An 18,452-nucleotide genomic window follows, 5' to 3' on the forward strand; every position below is an offset into this window, starting at 1 on the left:
AAAAGCGGCCAGATGGCCGCTTTTTTATTGATGACTATGGATTAACGGCGACTGATTAACGCCGCCGTGGCGCGGGATTCTTTTCTGAAAAGAATTCCTGGCGCAGGAACGCCGTCAGTTCGGCCGTGTCTTCCACCCTGGCGCTGAGGTTCACATTGCGTCCCAGGCGACGTGACTCCCAGACGAAATCGCCCGGTTTTTCGGCACGGATCAACTGGATCATCTTCTTGATGATGGCCGATTCGATATCCGGTTCGTTGCCGATGTCTACTCTTTCCTGCTTCAGCCAGTTGCGCTTGAAGTTGCCATTCCAGCCACGGAACTTGACTTCGGCACTGAACGACGTCTGGTTGACGATGGAGAACACGCCACCCGAATCTTCGCTGTCGCTGCCCGCATTGCGGCCTTGCGCTCCAGCAATATTCGCCTTGGCGACACGGATCGCGCGGTCGTTATCGCTTTCCTCGGCCGGCGGCGCCGGCTGCTGTGCCTGGCGCTGCTGGCGGCGCTGCTCGATCATGGTGGCCATGTCTTCCGCCGGTGGCGGCGGCAACGGCACTTTCGACACCACCGGTGGTGTAAAGGTTTCCAGCTTCGGCTTGGTGCTCGGCGTATTTTTTGTCACCACCGGCTTGCTCGGCGTCGGCGGCGGTTTCACCTTGGCCACCTTGGTGTCCTTCGGTTTCGGCGTCGGCTTGGGCTCGGGCTTCGATGGCGGCGTATTTTTCAGCGGCGCGATATACACCATCGCGCTTTCCTTCTTCGGCGTCAGGATTTTTTCGATCTTGTCGCTATGGAACACGGCATACAAGGCCACCAGCACGTGCAGCAACACGGTCACGCCCAGAATGATCTTGCGATTCTTGTTCGTCTCGGATCCGTAGGCGGCTGGCGGCTGTATCAATTGACCACAGGTGGGGCAATAGTCTGAATTGGCAGCCATCGGGTGGGTCGTGTCATGCAAAATGAATCGCGCTTTCTTTGTAGCAGTAATTTTAGCGGATAGCCAGTGTGCCAGGGTCGCTGGTATTTCAAAACAATGACAAGCCTTTGCAATCCGAAGCGTACAGGATCACGGGACTCCTTGCAGCAGTAGCAGATTACAGCAGCTGCCCCTTGACGGTTGTTACCGTATGTATCATTGCTACCGGCAAAAATGGCGCCCCGTTCATGAAGAAAGGGGCGCCAGCCGCGCCGCGACCAGGCTTAAGCCTGGCTGTCGAGCGCCAGCAATTGTTCATCCGTCAATGGTCCCGTACCGCTGTATTTATCGAGGAACAAATAAATCACGGGGGTAATGAACAAGGTAATCACTTGCGAAAACAGCAAGCCTCCCACCACCGCCAGGCCCAGCGGCTGGCGCAGTTCCGCGCCCGCACCCAGTCCCAGCGCGATCGGCAAGGCGCCCATCAGGGCGGCAGCCGAAGTCATCATGATCGGACGGAAACGCAGGATACACGCCTGGCGGATGGCTTCTGCCGGACGCATGCCTTCGTTGCGCTGCGCATGCAGGGCAAAGTCGATCATCATGATGGCGTTCTTCTTGACGATACCGATCAGCATCAAGATGCCGATGATGGCGATCATGGTCAGGTCCATGCCGAACAGGCGCAGGGTCAGCAGCGCGCCCACGGCGGCCGATGGCAGGCCGGCCAGGATGGTCAGCGGGTGAATATAGCTTTCATACAAGACGCCCAGCAGCACATAGATCACGGCCAGCGCCGCAATGATCAGGATAATCTGGCTCGCTTGCGAATCCTGGAATACGGCAGCATCGCCGCCGTAGCGCGTGATGATGGTCGGCGGCAAGCTCATTTCCTTGCCCAGCACATCGATCTTGCCGGTAGCGATACCCAGCGGCACGTCCGGCGCCAGGTTGAAGGCGATCGTCACGGCCTGCAGCTGCCCCTGGTGATTGACGGCCGTGGGGCCGATGGTGCGTTCCACATGGGCAATCGAGGACAGTTTCACCAGTTCGCCCGACTTGCTGCGCACGGAGACGCGCGTCAAGGCATCGTCGTACTGGCGGTCCGGCGTGGCCGCTTCCAGGATCACGTAATAGCTGGCGGCCGAGGAATAGATGGTCGACACTTGCCGTTCGCCAAAGGCGCTGTACAGGGCCGTGCGGATATCAGACATTTGCACGCCCAGCATATTGGCCTTGTCGCGGTCGATTTTCAAGGAAGCCTGCAGCCCCTTGATCTGCGAATCGCTGGTGACGTCGCGGAAGGCCGGATCGGCGCGCATGCCGGCAATAAATTTCTCGGCCCAGTCATTGAGCGCATCGGGGCTGACGCTTTGCAAGGTGTATTGATAACGGCTTTTACTCTGGCGCCCGCCCAGCTGCAAGTTTTGCACGGGACGGAAATACACGGCCATGCCGGGCACGGTACTGCTCGCGCGGCGCAGGTTTTCCAGCACCACCGGCATTTTCGGCCGTTCGCTGCGCGGTTTCAAGACCATGAACATGCGGCCCGTATTGCCGCCGCCCACAAACGAGGTCACGTCCTGCACGCTGGGATCGGCCTTGAGCACGGCGGCCACCCGGCCTTGCAGGGCTTGCAGCGCCTCCGATGAAATATCTTCCGAGGCTTCCGTATTGACCTGGATCTGGCCCAGGTCTTCTTCCGGGAAGAAACCTTTCGGGATGGTGGCGTACAACACCACCGTCAGGGCAAACGTGCCCACGGCAATCAACAGCACCACGTTGCGGTGGCCCAGCGCCAGGTCGAGCAGCCGCACATAGCCATTGCGCAAGCGCGTAAAGCCCGCCTCGAAGTGGCGGCCGATAAACGTCATTTCGCCATGGCCCGCTTCGTCGCCGTGGTGTTCGCGCGAATCGGCCGGCAAGAAGCGGCTGGCCAGCATCGGCACCAGGGTCAGCGAGACGATGGCCGAGACCAGGATCGACAGCGAAACGACGACGGCGAATTCATGGAACAGTAAACCAATCACGCCCGGCATGAAGAAGATCGGAATGAACACGGCCACCAGCGAGACGGAAATCGAAATGATGGTAAAACCCATTTCCTTCGCGCCCACCAGCGCCGCCTGGATCGGCTTCTTGCCCATCTCGATATGGCGCACGATGTTTTCCAGCACCACGATGGCGTCATCGACCACCAGGCCCACGGCCAGGGTGATGCCCAGCAGGGACACGTTATCGAGGCTATAACCGAGCCAGTACAGCAGGGCCAGCGCGCCCAGCAGCGAGATCGGCATGGTGACGGCGGGAATGAAGGTGGCGGCGACACGGTGCAGGAACAGGAAAATCACCAGCACCACCAGGATCACCGTCAGCGCCAGGGTCAGGTTGACGTCGTGGATCGCTTCGCGGATCGACAAGGAGCGGTCGTTAACCAGGCTGATCTGTATCGATTGCGGCAATTGCGCCTTGAAACCAGGCAAGAGTTTGCGCACGCCATCGACCACCTGCACCGTATTGGCGTCCGGTTGGCGCTGCACCATCAGGCTGATCGAGCGCTCGCCGTTAAAACTGCCGGCCGCCTTGATCGATTGAAAACTGTCTTCCACCTCGGCCACCTCTTTCAGGCGCACGGGCTGGCCATTACGGGTGGCAACAATCAGTTCGGCAAAATCGGCCGCCTTCATCATTTGCGGATTGCCCTGGATGGTCAAAGTCTGGCTGGGTCCATCCAAAATGCCCAGCGGCGAATTCGTGTTGGCGGTACGCAAGGCTGCCGCCAGCTCGTCCATCGTCAGGTTACGCGCGTTCATCATGTCGGAACGGGCGCGCACGCGCACGGCAAAGCGCTTCTGGCCATTCACGCTGACCTGGGCTACGCCAGGCAGGGTAGACAGGCTGGGCGCGATCAGGTTTTCCGCGTAATCGTTGAGATCGGACAAGTTCAGCGATGGCGAGGTCATCTGGATGAACAGCACCGGCGCATCGGCCGGATTGACCTTGCGGTAAGACGGCAAGTCCGTCATTTCCGTGGGCAACTGGCGCTGCGCGCGCAGCAAGGCCGCCTGCACGTCGACCGCTGCTTCATTGACGTTGATGCTGGGGTCGAATTCCAGGGTCAGCGAGGTATTGCCCAGGGTACTGGTGGACGTGATCAGGCTCAGGCCGGCGATCGTGGAAAACTGCTTTTCCAGCGGCAAGGCCACCGACGAGGCCATCGTGTCGGGACTGGCGCCGGCCAGGTCGGCGCTGACGTTGATGACGGGCGTGTTATAGCTCGGCAACGCCGCCACTGGAATCTTGCCATAGGCCAGCACGCCTGCCAGGATGACCGTCAGGGACAGCAGCACCACCATGACGGGGCGGCGAATGCTCAGTTCGGATAAATTCATGCTGCTTTGCCCGACACTGTGCTGGCCACCGGTTCAGCGCCGGCCCCTGCCTTGTGTTGTTCGGCCAGCCGCAGCTTGCTGCCCGGACGCAAGTTTTGCTTGCCATCGACGACCACCTTTTCATCGCCGGTCAAGCCGGTGACGACAGCGTTCAAGCCAAATGCATACACGCGGGTGATCGTGCGCATCTTGGCCGTGTTGTCTGCTTCCATCGAATATACAAAAGTGCCGGCGGTGGTGGTGATGATGGCGTTTTGCGGTATCACCAGCGCATCTTTCAAGGTATGCACGGTCAGCTGCGTATTGACGTACTGGCCTGGCCACAAGTCGGTGCCGCCATTATTGAAACGGGCCTTGACCTTGATCACGCCGGTAGCAGGATCAACGGCATTGTCGATAAAGCTGAGCTTGCCCTGGAGCTGTTTGCCGCCCGCATCCGACAATAGCGCGGCAACGGGCACGTCGCCCGCCTTTTGCGCCGCCAGCAAGCCCGACAGGCTGCTTTCCGGCAAGGTAAACGATACGTCGATCGGGTCGAGCTGGGTAATGCTGGTCAAGGACATGGTCGGCTGCACCAGGCTGCCCGGATACACGCCGATGCCGCCCACGCGGCCCGCTTGCGGGGCGCGCAGCACGGTGTAGCTGGAATCGACCTGGGCCGCGCGCAGGGCGGCCTGGTCCGCTGCCAGCAAGGCGCGTGCCGCATCGAGCTGGCTTTGCAGGGTATCGACGGCGCCCTGGGCGATGAAATTCTTGCTCAGCAAGTCTTGGCTGCGCTTGAGCTGGCGTTCGAAGTCCAGCACCGAAGCGCGGTCGCGCAACACTTGCGCCTGGGCCTTCTCGACATTTGCGTGTTCGCTGCGGGCGTCCAGCGTAAACATCAGCTCGCCCTGCTTGACGAACTGGCCTTCGCGGATATGCACCTTGGTGATGGTGCTGGTGGTTTGCGGATGCAGTTCGACGCTGCTGATCGGCATCACGCTGCCATTGGCTTGCAACACCATCGGCACGTCCTGGCGCAATGGCTTCACCACGCTGACCGTGGTCGGCGCCTGCCCTGCCTTGCCGCCCTGGCCGCCAGGCGCTGCGCCAGACTGATGATTGAAATACCAGATGCCGCCACCGATACACAGGGCCGCACCCACCAGGATTACCAGGCTAGTTTTTTTCATTATTCCGTCACGCTGTCGCGACGCGGGGCCGCAGATTGAATTAATTGCCACGTGGCATTAAGCGCAATATTGTCGCATGAAAAGCATCACTTTCCTGCGTAATATTGCGGCACAATCAGCGTGACTTCCAATCCGCCATCGACATGGTTGGACAACAAAACGGTGGCGCCGTGCTGCTCGGCGATGTTGCGGGCGATCGTCAAGCCCAGCCCGGTACCGCCCGACTCACGCGAGCGCGAGGTTTCGATGCGGTAAAACGGTTCAAATACCTTGGCCAGCTGGTCCGGTGCAATGCCGGGCCCGCCGTCACGGATACGGATGCGTGCCGCGCCCGTGATGCGCTCGACCGTGACCTGCGCATACTGGCCATATTTGACGGCATTGTCGATCAGGTTCACCAGGCAGCGGCGCATGGCAATCGGCCGCCCCATCAGGGCCATGCCAGCATGGCCGGCCAGGGTCACCTTCTGGCCTGCATCGGTGGCATCCGAACACACGCTGTCGAGCAGGGAATCGAGATCGAGCGCCTGCATCGCTTCCGTACTGTCCATCGAGCGGGCCAGGTCCAGCCCTTCCTTGACCATGCTTTGCATGGCCGACAAGTCGCCCACCAGGCGGTCATACAGTTCCGAATCGGCCACTTTTTCCAGGCGCAAGCGCAGGCGCGTAAGCGGCGTCTGCAAGTCATGCGTGATGGCGGCCAGCATTTGCGTGCGCTGGAAAATGTGCTGGCGGATGCGCGCCTGCATGGCGTTGAAGGCGGCGCTGGCCTGGCGGATCTCGCTGGCGCCCGACAGGGCCAGCGGCGGATGGTTGATGTCATTACCCAGGTCTTTCGCCGCCTGCGCCAGCTGCTTGAGCGGGCGCATGGTCATGCGCGTGACCAGATAGGCGAGGATGGCGATGCTGATCAGGAATGGCAGCAAGGTGACCCAGTCGCTGTGCTCGCCAAATGGTGGCTGCTGGCGCGGCGGCAAGACCAGCAGGCGCAGCACATGGCCGTCCTGCATGCGCACATCGAGGTTTTCACAGGTGCCACCCCATTGCTTGGGCGCAAACAAACCCGCTGGCTTGCGCGGCCTGGCGCAGGCTGCCGGGCGCTCGGCCAATGGGGTAACTTTAAACGCCTCGCCCAGCTTGGCTTGCAGGGCGGTGGAAAATTCCGTGGCCTGGCCCGGCGGCTGTTCTGCCTCGGGACGCAGTTCCAGGCGCACGCTGCCCTTGTTGGCGACTTTCAGATAGGCGGCGCGCGACGCCAGCGGCACCACGTCGGCCGCCATCACTAGCTGCTCAGCCCGTTCAACGGCATGGAAATCGCGGTATTGCTCCAGCGCCCGCTGGCGTTCGCCCACGGCCAGCCACTGTGTCAGCGCGGCCGAAGCGACCACACCGAACAGCAGCACCATGAATACACGTCCTGTCATCGAGCCAAAGAAGGCCCTCATGCGTGGGGCTCCACATTCACCTGGCCTGCCAGGACATACCCACCATTGCGGACGGTTTTGATAATTTGCGGCAAGCGCGCATCCTCGCCCAGTTTTTGGCGCAGGCGGCTGATCTGGATATCGATCGAGCGGTCGAACGGGTCGGCATCGCGCCCTTGCGTCAGGTTCAGCAGCTGATCGCGGTTCAGCACGCGGTTGGGATGCTCGAGGAATACCCGCAGCAAACGGAATTCAGCGCCCGACAGCATGATCACCAGGCCGCTGGGATTGAGCAGATGGCGCGCCGTCAAGTCCAGGGTCCAGCCCGAGAAACGGATCTGCTGTGCCTTGTCCGACGGGGCATTCGATGGCATGGCGTGGCTGCGGCGCAATACGCTGCGTATGCGGGCCAGCAATTCACGCGGCTCGAACGGCTTCGGCAAATAATCGTCGGCACCCATTTCCAGGCCCAGGATACGGTCCAGCGGCTCGTTGCGCGCCGTCAACATAATCACGGGCACGGCCGATTGCGCGCGCAGCTTGCGGCACAGGGTCAGGCCATCGTCGCCGGGCAAGTTCAAATCGAGCACGATCAGGTCCGGACGTGTTTCATCGAGAACTTTCCACATGGCAGTGCCATCGGCCGCGCCCAGGGTGCGATAGGCGTTCGTTTCCAGATAATCGGCCAGCAAGGTCCGAATGTCGCGGTCGTCGTCGACGATAAGAATTGTAGAAGTGGGTTCCATGTAACGAATTATCCCCACTTCAGCCCCCTCTGCACAGTGCATTTGTATCGTCTTGTATATAGAAGACCCGACGAAACATATAGATACAAACTGTCGGGGACTGGACACTTCATTGAAACATGCACCATTCAACATGGATTCATGTGCACTGACATGTACATCTTCTCAATTATAAAGGAATCAAGATGAACACCTCATTTAATAGCCTAAGCAAAAAATTGATCATCGCCATGAGCGTGCTCGGCATGGGTGCCGCATCGCTGACCGTCCACGCCCAGGAAGCAGCCGCCGGCGCACCTGCCGCCAGCGCCAATGTTGCAGGCCAGCATGGCGGGCACCGCGGTGGCAATCCTGCCGAACGCATGGCCAAATACCAGGCACGCCTGCATGACAAACTGAAACTGACCGCCGCGCAAGAACCGGCCTGGGCCACTTTCACGGCGGCCAATGCGCCGAAAGCGCCAAGCGGCGACTGGAAAGCCAAGCGTGAAGCGTTTGCCAAGCTGTCGGCACCTGAACGCCTGGAGCAATGGATCGCCCTGTCGAAAGAGCGCATTGCCAACCAGGAAAACCGTCTGGCCTCGCTGAAAACGTTCTACGCAGTCCTGACGCCGGAACAGCAAAAAGTGTTTGATGACAGTGTTCCAGGCGGCAAACATGCTGGCTGGCACGGCCATCGCCGTGGCGGCATGCAGCATCCAGCCGGCTAATCGGTCAGCTGCACAGTAAAAGAAAAGGCCTGTCATGCAGGCCTTTTCTTATTTTCAGCGAGAGTGGATGCTTACACTCAGTTCAGCTTGGACAGGGAAGCGAGGAAAGTGTCGGCGTTCTGGAAGCCGATCACGCGCGAGTGCGCAATCTCTTGTCCCTGCGGATTAAACATGATGATGCCCGGCGGGCCAAACAGCTGGAAGCGTTTCAGCATGGCTTTGTCGTCCGCATCGTTGGCCGTCACGTCGACTTGCAGCAAGACCGATTGCGCCATCTTGTCGCGCACGGCAGGTGCCGTAAAGGTCAGCTTTTCCATTTCCTTGCAGGACACACACCAGTCCGCATAAAAGTCCAGCAAGGCCGTCTTGCCATTCAATTGGGCCAGCGCGGCGTCGAGCTGCGCCACGGTCTTGATGCGCACGAAGGTTTGTTCATGGGCCGCCTGGCCACCGCCCAGGTGCGACAGTGGCGACAGCGGGTCGCGCCCGCCGCTGGCCACGCCCACCAGCTGCAAGGCGCCCAGCACGGTAATGGCCAGTGCGATCGCCTTGCCGACCCAGGCGTTTTTGCCGGTGCTCTGGCCGGTCAGCACATACATGCCGTAGCCGATGAACAGTACCGTCCAGCCCAGCATCTGCACTGCGCCCGGCAGGACAGGCGACACCAGCCACCAGGCCACGCCCAGCAGCAGCACGCCAAAGAAGCGTTTGACGGCATCCATCCAGGCGCCGGCGCGCGGCAGCAAGGTACCGGCCGACACGCCGACCAGGATCAATGGCACGCTCATGCCGACCGCCATCGCAAACAGGGCGCTGCCGCCGATGACGACATCGCGCGTCTGGCTGATGTACAACAAGGCGCCGGCCAGCGGTGCTGCCACGCAAGGTCCCACGATCAGCGCGGAAATGGCGCCCATCACGAACACGCCGGCCAGGCGGCCCGAGGATTGATTATTCGATACGGAAGTGAGCTTGCCTTGCAGGAATGCCGGTACTTGCAATTCATAGAAACCGAACATGGACAGCGACAGGCCCGCCATCAGCAAGGCAAAGCAACCGAGCACCCACGGGTTTTGCAGCTTGGCCGCCAGGCCTTCGCCGGCCAGGCCCGCCGCCACGCCCAGCGCCGTATAGACGATCGCCATGCCCAGCGCATAGGTCAGCGACAGCAGCAAGCCGCGCGTGCGGCTGACCTTGGCGCCATCGCCGACGATGATCGACGACAGGATCGGCACCATCGGCAACACGCACGGCGTAAATGCCAGGCCCAGGCCCAGCAGCATGAACAGGGGTACGATCACCAGCAGCTTGCCGCCTTTCAGGGCCGATTCGATCTTGCCCATCTCGCCAGCCGGCGCGGCAGCGGTACTGACTACCGCAGCGGACGGCGCGGCGTCCGGCGTGCTGGTGATGTCGGCTTGTGGAATGCTCAGCACGGATACGCCAGGCGAGGCTTGCGCCTGCGGACCATTCACGGCGGCCGTATCGACCGCCGGTGCGGCTGGCAAGGCAAATTTCGAGGCTACGGCGCCAGGCGCCACGCTTTGGCCGCCACCACTACCCACCAACTGGGCTTGCGCATCCTGCGGCGCATAACACAGCCCCTTGTCGGAACAGCCCTGGCCCGTGACTTTCAGGGTGAACGCGCCTGCCGCCTCGACGGGAATGGTAATGGTCACGCTGTGGCGATAGGTTTCCACTTTTTTCTGGAACGTCTCGTCGAATTTGACCTTGCCGGCCGGATACACCGGCGCACCCAGCTTGCCATTCACGGCCTGGAACTTGAAATGCTCGCGGTACATATAGTAGCCATCGGCAATCTCATACGTCACGGCAATGGTAGACGGATCTTGCATGCGCGCCGAAAACTTGAAGGCCAGTTCGGGATCAAGGAATTCGTCATCGGCGGCATGCGCGGCGCCGGCGCCAAAGATCAGCATGGCCAGGACCAGGCTGGCGCTCAGCCAGGCCATCATCAGTTGCAGGAGTGAGGAAGCGCGCGCGGCGGCGTGGCGGGGGAAACGGGACATGGACTACCTTTTATCTACCATTTGACAGGAGACGCGCGGAACAAGAGTACAAGGCGGAGGTCGTACGAGGGGCCGGCGCGAAAGGAGAATAGTACACTGCAGCAAGGATGAGTGCAGTAGAAAACAAAAAAGCCAGGCTAGGCCTGGCTTTCAATACTGCAGTTGTTGCTCAGCGATTACTCGCCAGCGACTTCAACAGCTTCGGTCGTGTCTGGACGATCCATCAGCTCAACAAAAGCCATAGGAGCGTTGTCGCCGACGCGGAAACCCATTTTCAGGATACGTACATAACCACCGTTACGGTTGGCAAAACGTGGGCCCAGTTCAGCGAACAGTTTGACGACGATTTCGCGGTCGCGCAGCCGGCTGAATGCCAGACGTTTGTTTGCCAGGGTGTCGGTTTTGCCCAGGGTCAGAATTGGCTCAACAACGCGGCGCAGTTCTTTCGCTTTTGGCAGGGTGGTTTTGATCGCTTCGTGACGCAGCAGCGATACTGTCATGTTGCGCAGCATTGCCAGACGGTGGGACGAGGTACGATTCAGTTTACGGAGGCCGTGACCATGACGCATGATAAATCCTTTCGGTGAGAGTTTTAATCCAGTTCTTCGATCGGCTGAAACAGACTGTCGTCTTCATCAGCCGCGGACCGGTTGGGTACTTCAAAAATAAAAGCCTGGGACACCTGTCCCAGGCAGTTTGCTACAACTACGTATTACTTTTCCAGGCCGGCAGGCGGCCAGTTTTCCAGCTTCATGCCCAAGGTCAAGCCGCGCGATGCCAGCACTTCCTTGATTTCGTTCAGGGACTTGCGGCCCAGATTTGGCGTTTTCAGCAGTTCGTTTTCCGAACGTTGGATCAGGTCGCCGATGTAGTAGATGTTTTCCGCTTTCAGGCAGTTTGCCGAACGCACGGTCAACTCCAGGTCATCGACTGGACGCAACAGGATAGGATCGACCAGCGGAGCGCGCGATGGCGCTTCGGCGGCCGCTTCCGTGCCTTCCAGGGCAGCGAACACATTCAACTGGTCGACCAGCACGCGGGCCGATTGACGGATCGCTTCTTCCGGCGAGATCACGCCGTTGGTTTCGATGTTGATGATCAGCTTGTCCAGGTCGGTACGCTGTTCAACGCGCGCCGATTCAACGAAGTACGATACACGGCGCACTGGCGAGAACGATGCGTCCAGGATAATGCGGCCGATGGTTTTATTCGTGTCTTCCGACAGGCGACGCACGTTACCAGGAACGTAGCCGCGGCCTTTTTCAACCTTGATCTGCATGTCCAGCTTGCCACCAGCGGTCAGGTGGGCGATCACGTGGTCAGGGTTGATCAGTTCGACGTCATGCGGCAGGTCGATGTCGGAGGCCAGGATGGCGCCTTCGCCTTCTTTTTTCAGTGTCAGCGTTACGGAATCGCGGTTGTGGACTTTGAAAACCACACCCTTCAAGTTCAGCAACAGATCGACGACGTCTTCTTGCACGCCATCGAGGGAAGAATATTCGTGTACGACGCCAGCGATCGTCACTTCGGTCGGCGCGTAGCCCACCATCGACGACAGCAAGACGCGGCGCAACGCGTTACCCAATGTATGGCCATAGCCGCGTTCGAACGGCTCCATCACTACTTTAGCGTGGCCGGCGCCCAGCGCCTCTACATCGATAATACGTGGCTTCAACAAACTGTTTTGCATGAAATGTCCTTTTCAATACCCTCGGCTCATTACACCGATAAGGCTGATGGCATTAGTAAAACGCCCACTCGACTGAGTGGGCGGGAGTCTTGCTAACTACTATTAACGCGAGTACAGCTCGACGATCAGCGATTCGTTGACGTCGTTAGCGATTTCGTTACGCTCTGGCAGGGACTTGAAGGTACCTTCCATTTTCTTGGCATCAACCGAAACCCAGCTAGGCATACCAACTTGTTCAGCCAGCGACAGTGCTTCAACGATACGCACTTGCTTTTTCGATTTTTCACGAACAGCAACAACGTCGCCTACTTTGACCGAGTACGAAGCGATGTTCACAACGATACCGTTCACGGTGAACGCTTTGTGGCTGACCAGTTGACGCGCTTCAGCGCGGGTCGAGCCAAAGCCCATGCGGTAGCAAACGTTGTCCAGACGCGTTTCCAGCAACTTCAACAGCGTTTCGCCGGTGTTGCCTTTACGACGGTCTGCTTCAGCGAAGTAGCGGCGGAATTGACGTTCCAGCACGCCGTACATGCGTTTTACTTTTTGCTTTTCGCGCAGTTGGTTACCGTAGTCCGAGGTGCGGGCGCCGGATTTAACACCGTGTTGGCCTGGCTTGACGTCCAGTTTGCACTTGCTATCCAGCGAGCGGCGGGCGCTCTTCAGGAACAGGTCTGTACCTTCACGGCGGGAAAGTTTTGCTTTAGGTCCGATATAACGTGCCACGATACTTCCTTTTTAAATGATAACGCCCCAGCCACATGCATGATCAAACACACTGATGCGGTTAGGCGCTAGTCTGATTTGGTTTCAATCAGACGGTGGCTGAAAACGAAAAACCCGTCAAACAGGATTTGACAGGCAAGAACAGCCGGGCAGTATAACCGTTTCCGGCTCCCTGCTCCAGCGTTTTCACACAACTGTACTGAGTTACTGCAAACAGCAAAGCAGCTGGCGCCGAGGCGCCCTCTGCAACACTGTCTTAGATACGACGACGTTTCGGTGGACGGCAACCGTTGTGCGGTACCGGCGTCACGTCCTGGATCTCGGTGATCTTGATGCCCAGGTTGTTCAGCGCGCGAACGGCGGATTCACGACCAGGACCTGGGCCCTTGATACGCACTTCCAGGTTCTTTACGCCACACTCAACAGCAACTTTACCAGCGGCTTCTGCGGCGACCTGCGCTGCAAATGGGGTCGATTTACGCGAACCCTTGAAGCCTGCACCGCCCGAAGTAGCCCACGACAAGGCATTGCCTTGACGATCGGTGATGGTAATGATGGTGTTATTGAACGATGCGTGGACATGTGCGATGCCTTCAGCGACGTTCTTTTTAACTTTTTTACGCACGCGTGCTGATGCGGCGTTATTTTGCGACTTAGCCATAATTATTCCCTAGCGGATTATTTTTTCAGCGATTGAGCGGCTTTACGCGGTCCCTTGCGGGTACGTGCGTTCGTACGCGTACGCTGGCCACGGCAAGGCAGACCCTTGCGATGACGCATGCCGCGGTAGCAACCCAGATCCATCAAACGCTTGATGTTCATCGAGAGTTCACGACGCAGATCGCCTTCAACGATGAATTTACCTACTTCATCGCGCAGCTTTTCCAGTTCGCTGTCGTCCAGATCTTTGATCTTTTTGTTGGTTGCTACACCGGTCGATGCACAGATTTTCTCTGCGCGTGGACGGCCCACACCGTAGATGGCTGTCAAGCCGATAACGGTATGCTGATGATTTGGGATATTAACCCCTGCAATACGTGCCATTTGTTATTCCTCGATTAACCTTGACGCTGCTTGTGACGTGGTTCTACGCAGATAACGCGAACTACGCCTTTGCGCTTGATGACTTTGCAGTTGCGGCAGATCCGCTTGACTGATGCGAGAACTTTCATTTTAGGGCTCTTTCTTTCGCTTCTTTGGTTTGATTCAGTGTGTTACTTGGTACGGAACACAATGCGGGCTCGGCTCAGGTCGTACGGCGTCAACTCCACCGTCACCTTGTCTCCAGGGAGAATGCGAATATAATTCATCCGCATTTTACCTGAAATATGCCCGAGCACCACGTGTCCGTTCTCCAGCTTCACTCGAAATGTTGCATTTGGGAGATTCTCAAGAATCTCGCCTTGCATCTGTATGACGTCGTCTTTTGCCATTCGGTGTGTTTACCGCGCTTAACGCGTCGGAATTCCGCCCTTGAAATTTGCTTTGCGCAGCAGCGAATCATATTGCTGCGACATCACGTAGTTCTGTACTTGCGCCATGAAATCCATGGTGACAACTACAATAATCAATAAAGAAGTACCGCCGAAATAGAATGGTACTTTCCACTGGGCTTGCATAAATTCCGGCAATAAACATACCAGGGTGATGTAGACTGCGCCGGCAAGTGTCAAGCGTGTCAGGATCTTGTCGATGTAACGGGCTGTCTGCTCGCCTGGACGAATCCCGGGAATGAACGCACCGCTTTTCTTCAAGTTATCCGCTGTTTCCTTGCTGTTAAATACCAGTGCGGTATAGAAGAAGCAGAAAAACACGATCGCCACTGCGTACAACAGCGCATGGATAGGCTCACCAGGCCCCATCGATGCTGCCAAATCTTTCAAGAACCGCACCGCAGGGTTAGCGTTATCGGCGCCCTTTGAAAACCAGTCCACGATAGTGGCTGGGAACAAGATGATCGAAGAAGCAAAGATCGGCGGGATCACGCCGGCCATGTTCAGCTTCAACGGCAAATGGCTGGTTTGACCGCCATAAATCTTGTTGCCTACCTGGCGCTTCGCATAATTGACCAAGATCTTGCGCTGACCGCGTTCGACAAATACGACGAAGAACGTTACCAGTGCCACCAGGATCACGATGAAGATCGCGCCCAAGCTGCCGATCGAACCATTCGACACCAGGCTGAACAAACCGCCCAATGCGGAAGGCAGACCTGCTGCAATCCCGGCAAAAATGATGATCGAGATGCCATTACCCAAGCCACGCTCGGTAATCTGCTCACCCAACCACATCAAGAACATTGTTCCGGTCAACAAAGTGACGACCGTTACGAAGCGGAATGCAAGACCAGGCTCCAATACCAGACCAGCTTGCGACTCCAGTGCGACTGCAATGCCCAACGCTTGAAACAGGGCCAGGGCCACCGTGAAATACCGGGTGTACTGGGTGATCTTGCGACGGCCTGCTTCGCCTTCTTTTTTCAACGCTTCCATCTGCGGTGACACGATCGACAGCAACTGCATGATGATCGAGGCCGAGATATAAGGCATGATACCTAACGCAAACACTGTAAAACGAGACAAGGCACCGCCCGAGAACATGTTGAACATGCCCAGGACGCCGCCTTCGTGCTCCTTGAACAGCGCGGCTAATTGTGTCGGATCAATCCCGGGAACCGGGACATGAGCTCCGATACGGTAAACCACCAATGCGCCAAGCAAAAACCAGAGCCGTCCCCAAGGGAAACCGGCCGCTGCACTTTTAGCAAGTTGTGGATTAGTCGCCAATTTTCGCTCCGATCAAGCTGTTAGCGGTCAACTCAGGCTACTGAGCCGCCGGCTGCTTCGATGGCTGCTTTCGCGCCAGCGGACACTTTCAAGCCCTTCAAATTCACCGCTTTGGTGATTTCGCCGGACAAGATCACGCGCACGTCACGGGCCAACACGCCCAGAACGCCAGCTTGCTTCAAGACCAGAATGTCGACTTCGCCAACAGCCAGGTTGTTCAGATCGGACAAACGCACTTCAGCTTTGAAGGTGGCGTTCAGCGATTTGAAACCACGCTTAGGCAGACGGCGTTGCAGAGGCATTTGACCGCCTTCGAAACCGACTTTATGAAAGCCGCCCGAACGCGATTTCTGACCTTTGTGACCGCGACCCGAGGTTTTACCCAGGCCGGAGCCGATACCGCGACCGACGCGACGCTTGTAGTGCTTAGCGCCTTCGGCTGGTGCAATAGTATTCAATTCCATGATTTGCTCCGTTCGTGTAAGCCCGAAGGCTTACCCGACAACTTTAACGAGATACGATACTTTATTGATCATGCCGCGTACGGATGGGGTGTCTTGCAATTCGGAAACCGAATTCACACGACGCAGACCCAGACCGCGCACGGTAGCGCGATGCGATTCGCGCGTACCGATCAAGCCCTTGACCAATTGCACTTTGACTGTGTTTGTCATTTTGTCCACCTTAAGCCAGAATGTCTTCAACCGACTTGCCGCGTTTGGCAGCGATATCGGAAGCAGTACTCATTTTCGACAGGCCGTCCAGCGTAGCGCGCACCAGGTTGTATGGGTTGTTCGAACCGGTGGATTTCGCCACCACGTCCGTCACGCCCATCACTTCGAAGATAGCGCGCATTGCGCCACCAGCGATCACGCCGGTACCAGGCTTGGCGGGGTTCATCAGAACCTTCGACGCGCCATGACGACCAACGACCGTGTGATGCAGAGTACCGTTTTTGAGCGGCACTTTGATCAGGTTGCGACGTGCTTCTTCCATTGCTTTTTGCACGCCAACTGGCACTTCTTTCGACTTGCCCTTGCCCATGCCGACGCGGCCATCGCCATCACCAACTACGGTCAGCGCGGCGAAACCCATGATACGACCACCCTTGACCACTTTGGTCACGCGGTTGATCGCGATCATTTTTTCGCGCATGCCATCATCCGGCTTGTCGCTTTGCATTTTTGCTTGCATTTTTGCCATGATTGATCCTTAGAACTTCAGACCGGCTTCGCGTGCGGCTTCTGCCAACGCTTTCACACGGCCGTGGTAACGGAAACCGGAGCGGTCAAACGCAACTTCGGTAATTCCTGCTTTCAATGCTTTCTCAGCAACGCGCTTGCCGATCAAGGCTGCAGCAGCGGCATTGCCGCCTTTGCCGGATTGGCCTGCCAGTTCAGCGCGTACTTCAGCTTCAGCAGTCGATGCCGAAACCAGGACTTTAGCGTCCGGGCTGATCAGGTTGGCGTAAATGTGCAGGTTGGTGCGGTGCACCGACAAGCGATTTACTTTCAATTCCGCGATCTTGATGCGGGTTTGGCGTCCGCGGCGAAGCCGTGATTCTTTCTTATCCATCGTCAGCCCCTAATTACTTCTTCTTGGTTTCTTTAAGCTTAACCACTTCGTCCGCATAGCGAACGCCCTTGCCTTTATAAGGCTCAGGAGCGCGGTAAGCACGAACTTCAGCAGCTACCTGGCCAACCTGTTGACGATCGATACCTTTGATCAGGATCTCAGTCGGGGTTGGCGTTGCGCAGGTAACGCCGGCTGGCATGTCGTGCACTACAGGGTGCGAGAAACCCAGGGACAGATTCAGCTTGTCGCCTTGAGCTTGCGCCTTGTAACCCACGCCTACCAGGTTCAGCTTTTTCTCGAAACCCTTGGTGACGCCAACAACCATGTTGTTGACCAGAGCGCGCAGCGTGCCGGACATGGCATTGGCTTCGCGGCTGTCGTTCGCCACGTCGAAACTCAGGGTTCCTGCATTGTTTTCTACTTTGACCTGACCGGTAAGGGCCTGGGAAAGCACGCCCAGCGGGCCTTTTACGGTGATCGCTTGTGCGGAGATGGCGACTTCGGCGCCAGCTGGCACTACGATAGGCATTTTAGCTACTCGAGACATGTGTAACTCCTTAAGCCACGTAGCAAATAACTTCGCCGCCGACACCGGTAGCGCGTGCTTTGCGGTCAGTCATGACGCCTTGCGGAGTCGACACGATCGCCACACCCAAGCCATTCATCACAGTAGGGATCTCGTCTTTACCCTTGTAGACGCGCAGACCCGGACGGGACACGCGCTCCAAGCGCTCAATAACGGGACGGCCAACATAATACTTCAAACCGATCTTCAGTTCCGCCTTGCCACCAGCTTCGGCAACAGCGAAATCTTCAATGTAACCCTCGTCCTTCAGGACGTTGGCAATCGCAATTTTGACTTTCGACGATGGCATGGCCACGGTCGTTTTTTGCACGCCTTGTGCGTTGCGAATGCGGGTCAGCATATCGGCGATAGGATCGCTCATACTCATTGCATATTCTCCTATTACCAGCTTGCTTTTGTCATACCCGGAATTTCACCACGCATGGCGAATTCACGGAGCTTGATACGACCCAGACCGAATTTACGGAATGTGCCGCGCGGACGACCGGTGATTGCGCAACGGTTGCGTTGACGCGTCGGATTCGAGTTACGTGGCAGCGCTTGCAATTTCAGGCGCGCTTCGTAACGCTCTTCTTCCGATTTCGACTGGTCATCAACGATGGCCTTCAGCGCAGCGCGTTTGACGGCGAATTTCGCAGCCAGGTCTACACGCTTTTGCTCACGGTTAATCAGTGCCAATTTTGCCATGAT

The 18,452-nt window shown here is 57.8% G+C and carries 22 protein-coding genes; 1 reads left to right on the forward strand and 21 read right to left on the reverse strand.

The window, feature by feature from the left end; all coding sequences use genetic code 11:
- Window positions 1-55: 55 nt before the first annotated feature.
- The 5 genes from ACL9RI_RS13590 to ACL9RI_RS13610 form a co-directional block, all read right to left on the reverse strand.
- The gene (locus ACL9RI_RS13590) at window positions 56-943 is read right to left on the reverse strand and encodes a hypothetical protein (RefSeq protein WP_422727099.1); all 888 of its coding nucleotides are present in this window, start codon (window positions 941-943) and stop codon (window positions 56-58) included.
- Window positions 944-1,206: 263 nt separating this feature from the next.
- Window positions 1,207-4,317 carry an efflux RND transporter permease subunit gene (locus ACL9RI_RS13595; protein WP_422727100.1) on the reverse strand — a complete coding sequence of 1,037 codons (3,111 nt, stop codon included), beginning with the start codon at window positions 4,315-4,317 and terminating at the stop codon, window positions 1,207-1,209.
- Window positions 4,314-5,489 (reverse strand): efflux RND transporter periplasmic adaptor subunit, encoded by a 1,176-nt coding sequence (locus ACL9RI_RS13600; protein ID WP_422727101.1) that lies wholly within the window; start codon window positions 5,487-5,489, stop codon window positions 4,314-4,316. Before ACL9RI_RS13600 ends, ACL9RI_RS13595 begins: the two co-directional genes overlap by 4 nt.
- A gap of 86 nt (window positions 5,490-5,575) precedes the next feature.
- A complete protein-coding gene (locus ACL9RI_RS13605; RefSeq protein ID WP_422727102.1) occupies window positions 5,576-6,934 on the reverse strand; it encodes an ATP-binding protein in 1,359 nt (452 codons plus the stop codon).
- Window positions 6,931-7,659 (reverse strand): response regulator, encoded by a 729-nt coding sequence (locus tag ACL9RI_RS13610; protein WP_183736994.1) that lies wholly within the window; start codon window positions 7,657-7,659, stop codon window positions 6,931-6,933. The genes ACL9RI_RS13605 and ACL9RI_RS13610 overlap by 4 nt, the downstream gene beginning before the upstream one ends.
- A 185-nt stretch (window positions 7,660-7,844) precedes the next feature.
- Between ACL9RI_RS13610 and ACL9RI_RS13615 the strand changes: the two genes are divergently transcribed.
- Window positions 7,845-8,369 (forward strand): Spy/CpxP family protein refolding chaperone, encoded by a 525-nt coding sequence (locus tag ACL9RI_RS13615; protein WP_422727103.1) that lies wholly within the window; start codon window positions 7,845-7,847, stop codon window positions 8,367-8,369.
- 77 nt (window positions 8,370-8,446) lie between these two features.
- On the opposite strand, the gene dsbD is transcribed toward ACL9RI_RS13615, so the two are convergent.
- The 16 genes from dsbD to rpsN all read right to left on the reverse strand — a co-directional run bounded on the left by dsbD (window position 8,447) and on the right by rpsN (window position 18,449).
- On the reverse strand, window positions 8,447-10,399 hold the full coding sequence (gene dsbD / locus ACL9RI_RS13620; protein WP_422727104.1) for a protein-disulfide reductase DsbD: 1,953 nt from the start codon (window positions 10,397-10,399) through the stop codon (window positions 8,447-8,449).
- A gap of 176 nt (window positions 10,400-10,575) precedes the next feature.
- Window positions 10,576-10,968, reverse strand: a complete 393-nt coding sequence (gene rplQ, locus ACL9RI_RS13625; protein WP_422727105.1) for a 50S ribosomal protein L17 — start codon at window positions 10,966-10,968, stop codon at window positions 10,576-10,578.
- Between the two features lie 143 nt (window positions 10,969-11,111).
- Entirely contained in the window at window positions 11,112-12,089 is a 978-nt protein-coding gene (locus ACL9RI_RS13630) for a DNA-directed RNA polymerase subunit alpha (protein WP_008444343.1), read from the reverse strand.
- 102 nt (window positions 12,090-12,191) lie between these two features.
- On the reverse strand, window positions 12,192-12,815 hold the full coding sequence (gene rpsD, locus ACL9RI_RS13635; RefSeq protein WP_183680784.1) for a 30S ribosomal protein S4: 624 nt from the start codon (window positions 12,813-12,815) through the stop codon (window positions 12,192-12,194).
- A 256-nt stretch (window positions 12,816-13,071) separates the two neighbouring features.
- Window positions 13,072-13,476 carry a 30S ribosomal protein S11 gene (gene rpsK, locus ACL9RI_RS13640; protein WP_010394475.1) on the reverse strand — a complete coding sequence of 135 codons (405 nt, stop codon included), beginning with the start codon at window positions 13,474-13,476 and terminating at the stop codon, window positions 13,072-13,074.
- Window positions 13,477-13,493: 17 nt separating this feature from the next.
- Window positions 13,494-13,859 carry a 30S ribosomal protein S13 gene (gene rpsM, locus ACL9RI_RS13645; RefSeq protein WP_046681666.1) on the reverse strand — a complete coding sequence of 122 codons (366 nt, stop codon included), beginning with the start codon at window positions 13,857-13,859 and terminating at the stop codon, window positions 13,494-13,496.
- Window positions 13,860-13,873: 14 nt separating this feature from the next.
- The gene (gene rpmJ, locus ACL9RI_RS13650; RefSeq protein WP_119811791.1) at window positions 13,874-13,987 is read right to left on the reverse strand and encodes a 50S ribosomal protein L36; all 114 of its coding nucleotides are present in this window, start codon (window positions 13,985-13,987) and stop codon (window positions 13,874-13,876) included.
- Between the two features lie 42 nt (window positions 13,988-14,029).
- The gene (gene infA, locus ACL9RI_RS13655) at window positions 14,030-14,248 is read right to left on the reverse strand and encodes a translation initiation factor IF-1 (protein ID WP_005663428.1); all 219 of its coding nucleotides are present in this window, start codon (window positions 14,246-14,248) and stop codon (window positions 14,030-14,032) included.
- 18 nt (window positions 14,249-14,266) lie between these two features.
- Window positions 14,267-15,601, reverse strand: a complete 1,335-nt coding sequence (secY, locus tag ACL9RI_RS13660) for a preprotein translocase subunit SecY (RefSeq protein WP_422727106.1) — start codon at window positions 15,599-15,601, stop codon at window positions 14,267-14,269.
- 32 nt (window positions 15,602-15,633) lie between these two features.
- The gene (rplO, locus tag ACL9RI_RS13665) at window positions 15,634-16,065 is read right to left on the reverse strand and encodes a 50S ribosomal protein L15 (protein WP_183680786.1); all 432 of its coding nucleotides are present in this window, start codon (window positions 16,063-16,065) and stop codon (window positions 15,634-15,636) included.
- A gap of 30 nt (window positions 16,066-16,095) precedes the next feature.
- Window positions 16,096-16,275: a 50S ribosomal protein L30 gene (rpmD, locus tag ACL9RI_RS13670; protein ID WP_010394435.1), complete on the reverse strand. Its 180-nt coding sequence runs from the start codon at window positions 16,273-16,275 to the stop codon at window positions 16,096-16,098.
- 10 nt (window positions 16,276-16,285) lie between these two features.
- Window positions 16,286-16,804: a 30S ribosomal protein S5 gene (rpsE, locus tag ACL9RI_RS13675; protein WP_010394433.1), complete on the reverse strand. Its 519-nt coding sequence runs from the start codon at window positions 16,802-16,804 to the stop codon at window positions 16,286-16,288.
- Between the two features lie 9 nt (window positions 16,805-16,813).
- Window positions 16,814-17,176, reverse strand: a complete 363-nt coding sequence (gene rplR / locus ACL9RI_RS13680) for a 50S ribosomal protein L18 (RefSeq protein WP_010394431.1) — start codon at window positions 17,174-17,176, stop codon at window positions 16,814-16,816.
- A gap of 13 nt (window positions 17,177-17,189) precedes the next feature.
- Window positions 17,190-17,723: a 50S ribosomal protein L6 gene (gene rplF / locus ACL9RI_RS13685; RefSeq protein WP_034778281.1), complete on the reverse strand. Its 534-nt coding sequence runs from the start codon at window positions 17,721-17,723 to the stop codon at window positions 17,190-17,192.
- A 10-nt stretch (window positions 17,724-17,733) separates the two neighbouring features.
- The gene (gene rpsH, locus ACL9RI_RS13690) at window positions 17,734-18,129 is read right to left on the reverse strand and encodes a 30S ribosomal protein S8 (protein WP_008444325.1); all 396 of its coding nucleotides are present in this window, start codon (window positions 18,127-18,129) and stop codon (window positions 17,734-17,736) included.
- A gap of 14 nt (window positions 18,130-18,143) precedes the next feature.
- Window positions 18,144-18,449 carry a 30S ribosomal protein S14 gene (rpsN, locus tag ACL9RI_RS13695; protein WP_038497021.1) on the reverse strand — a complete coding sequence of 102 codons (306 nt, stop codon included), beginning with the start codon at window positions 18,447-18,449 and terminating at the stop codon, window positions 18,144-18,146.
- Between the last annotated feature and the right edge of the window lie 3 nt (window positions 18,450-18,452).

Origin of the sequence: Janthinobacterium sp. Mn2066 (assembly GCF_049319705.1) — a bacterium.
Classification (GTDB): Bacteria; Pseudomonadota; Gammaproteobacteria; order Burkholderiales; family Burkholderiaceae_D; genus Janthinobacterium.

What these genes read in the sequence shown, in the direction of transcription:
- ACL9RI_RS13595 (WP_422727100.1), bottom strand. Translation starts at nt 4,317, where the DNA reads ATGAATTTATCCGAACTGAGCATTCGCCGCCCCGTCATGGTGGTGCTG.
- rpmJ (WP_119811791.1), bottom strand. Translation starts at nt 13,987, where the DNA reads ATGAAAGTTCTCGCATCAGTCAAGCGGATCTGCCGCAACTGCAAAGTC.
- ACL9RI_RS13590 (WP_422727099.1), bottom strand. Translation starts at nt 943, where the DNA reads ATGGCTGCCAATTCAGACTATTGCCCCACCTGTGGTCAATTGATACAG.
- ACL9RI_RS13600 (WP_422727101.1), bottom strand. Translation starts at nt 5,489, where the DNA reads ATGAAAAAAACTAGCCTGGTAATCCTGGTGGGTGCGGCCCTGTGTATC.
- rpsN (WP_038497021.1), bottom strand. Translation starts at nt 18,449, where the DNA reads ATGGCAAAATTGGCACTGATTAACCGTGAGCAAAAGCGTGTAGACCTG.
- dsbD (WP_422727104.1), bottom strand. Translation starts at nt 10,399, where the DNA reads ATGTCCCGTTTCCCCCGCCACGCCGCCGCGCGCGCTTCCTCACTCCTG.
- rpsH (WP_008444325.1), bottom strand. Translation starts at nt 18,129, where the DNA reads ATGAGTATGAGCGATCCTATCGCCGATATGCTGACCCGCATTCGCAAC.
- rpsM (WP_046681666.1), bottom strand. Translation starts at nt 13,859, where the DNA reads ATGGCACGTATTGCAGGGGTTAATATCCCAAATCATCAGCATACCGTT.
- ACL9RI_RS13615 (WP_422727103.1), top strand. Translation starts at nt 7,845, where the DNA reads ATGAACACCTCATTTAATAGCCTAAGCAAAAAATTGATCATCGCCATG.
- ACL9RI_RS13630 (WP_008444343.1), bottom strand. Translation starts at nt 12,089, where the DNA reads ATGCAAAACAGTTTGTTGAAGCCACGTATTATCGATGTAGAGGCGCTG.
- ACL9RI_RS13605 (WP_422727102.1), bottom strand. Translation starts at nt 6,934, where the DNA reads ATGAGGGCCTTCTTTGGCTCGATGACAGGACGTGTATTCATGGTGCTG.
- rpsE (WP_010394433.1), bottom strand. Translation starts at nt 16,804, where the DNA reads ATGGCAAAAATGCAAGCAAAAATGCAAAGCGACAAGCCGGATGATGGC.
- rpsK (WP_010394475.1), bottom strand. Translation starts at nt 13,476, where the DNA reads ATGGCTAAGTCGCAAAATAACGCCGCATCAGCACGCGTGCGTAAAAAA.
- rpmD (WP_010394435.1), bottom strand. Translation starts at nt 16,275, where the DNA reads ATGACAAACACAGTCAAAGTGCAATTGGTCAAGGGCTTGATCGGTACG.
- rplR (WP_010394431.1), bottom strand. Translation starts at nt 17,176, where the DNA reads ATGGATAAGAAAGAATCACGGCTTCGCCGCGGACGCCAAACCCGCATC.
- ACL9RI_RS13610 (WP_183736994.1), bottom strand. Translation starts at nt 7,659, where the DNA reads ATGGAACCCACTTCTACAATTCTTATCGTCGACGACGACCGCGACATT.
- rplQ (WP_422727105.1), bottom strand. Translation starts at nt 10,968, where the DNA reads ATGCGTCATGGTCACGGCCTCCGTAAACTGAATCGTACCTCGTCCCAC.
- rplO (WP_183680786.1), bottom strand. Translation starts at nt 16,065, where the DNA reads ATGGAATTGAATACTATTGCACCAGCCGAAGGCGCTAAGCACTACAAG.
- rplF (WP_034778281.1), bottom strand. Translation starts at nt 17,723, where the DNA reads ATGTCTCGAGTAGCTAAAATGCCTATCGTAGTGCCAGCTGGCGCCGAA.
- infA (WP_005663428.1), bottom strand. Translation starts at nt 14,248, where the DNA reads ATGGCAAAAGACGACGTCATACAGATGCAAGGCGAGATTCTTGAGAAT.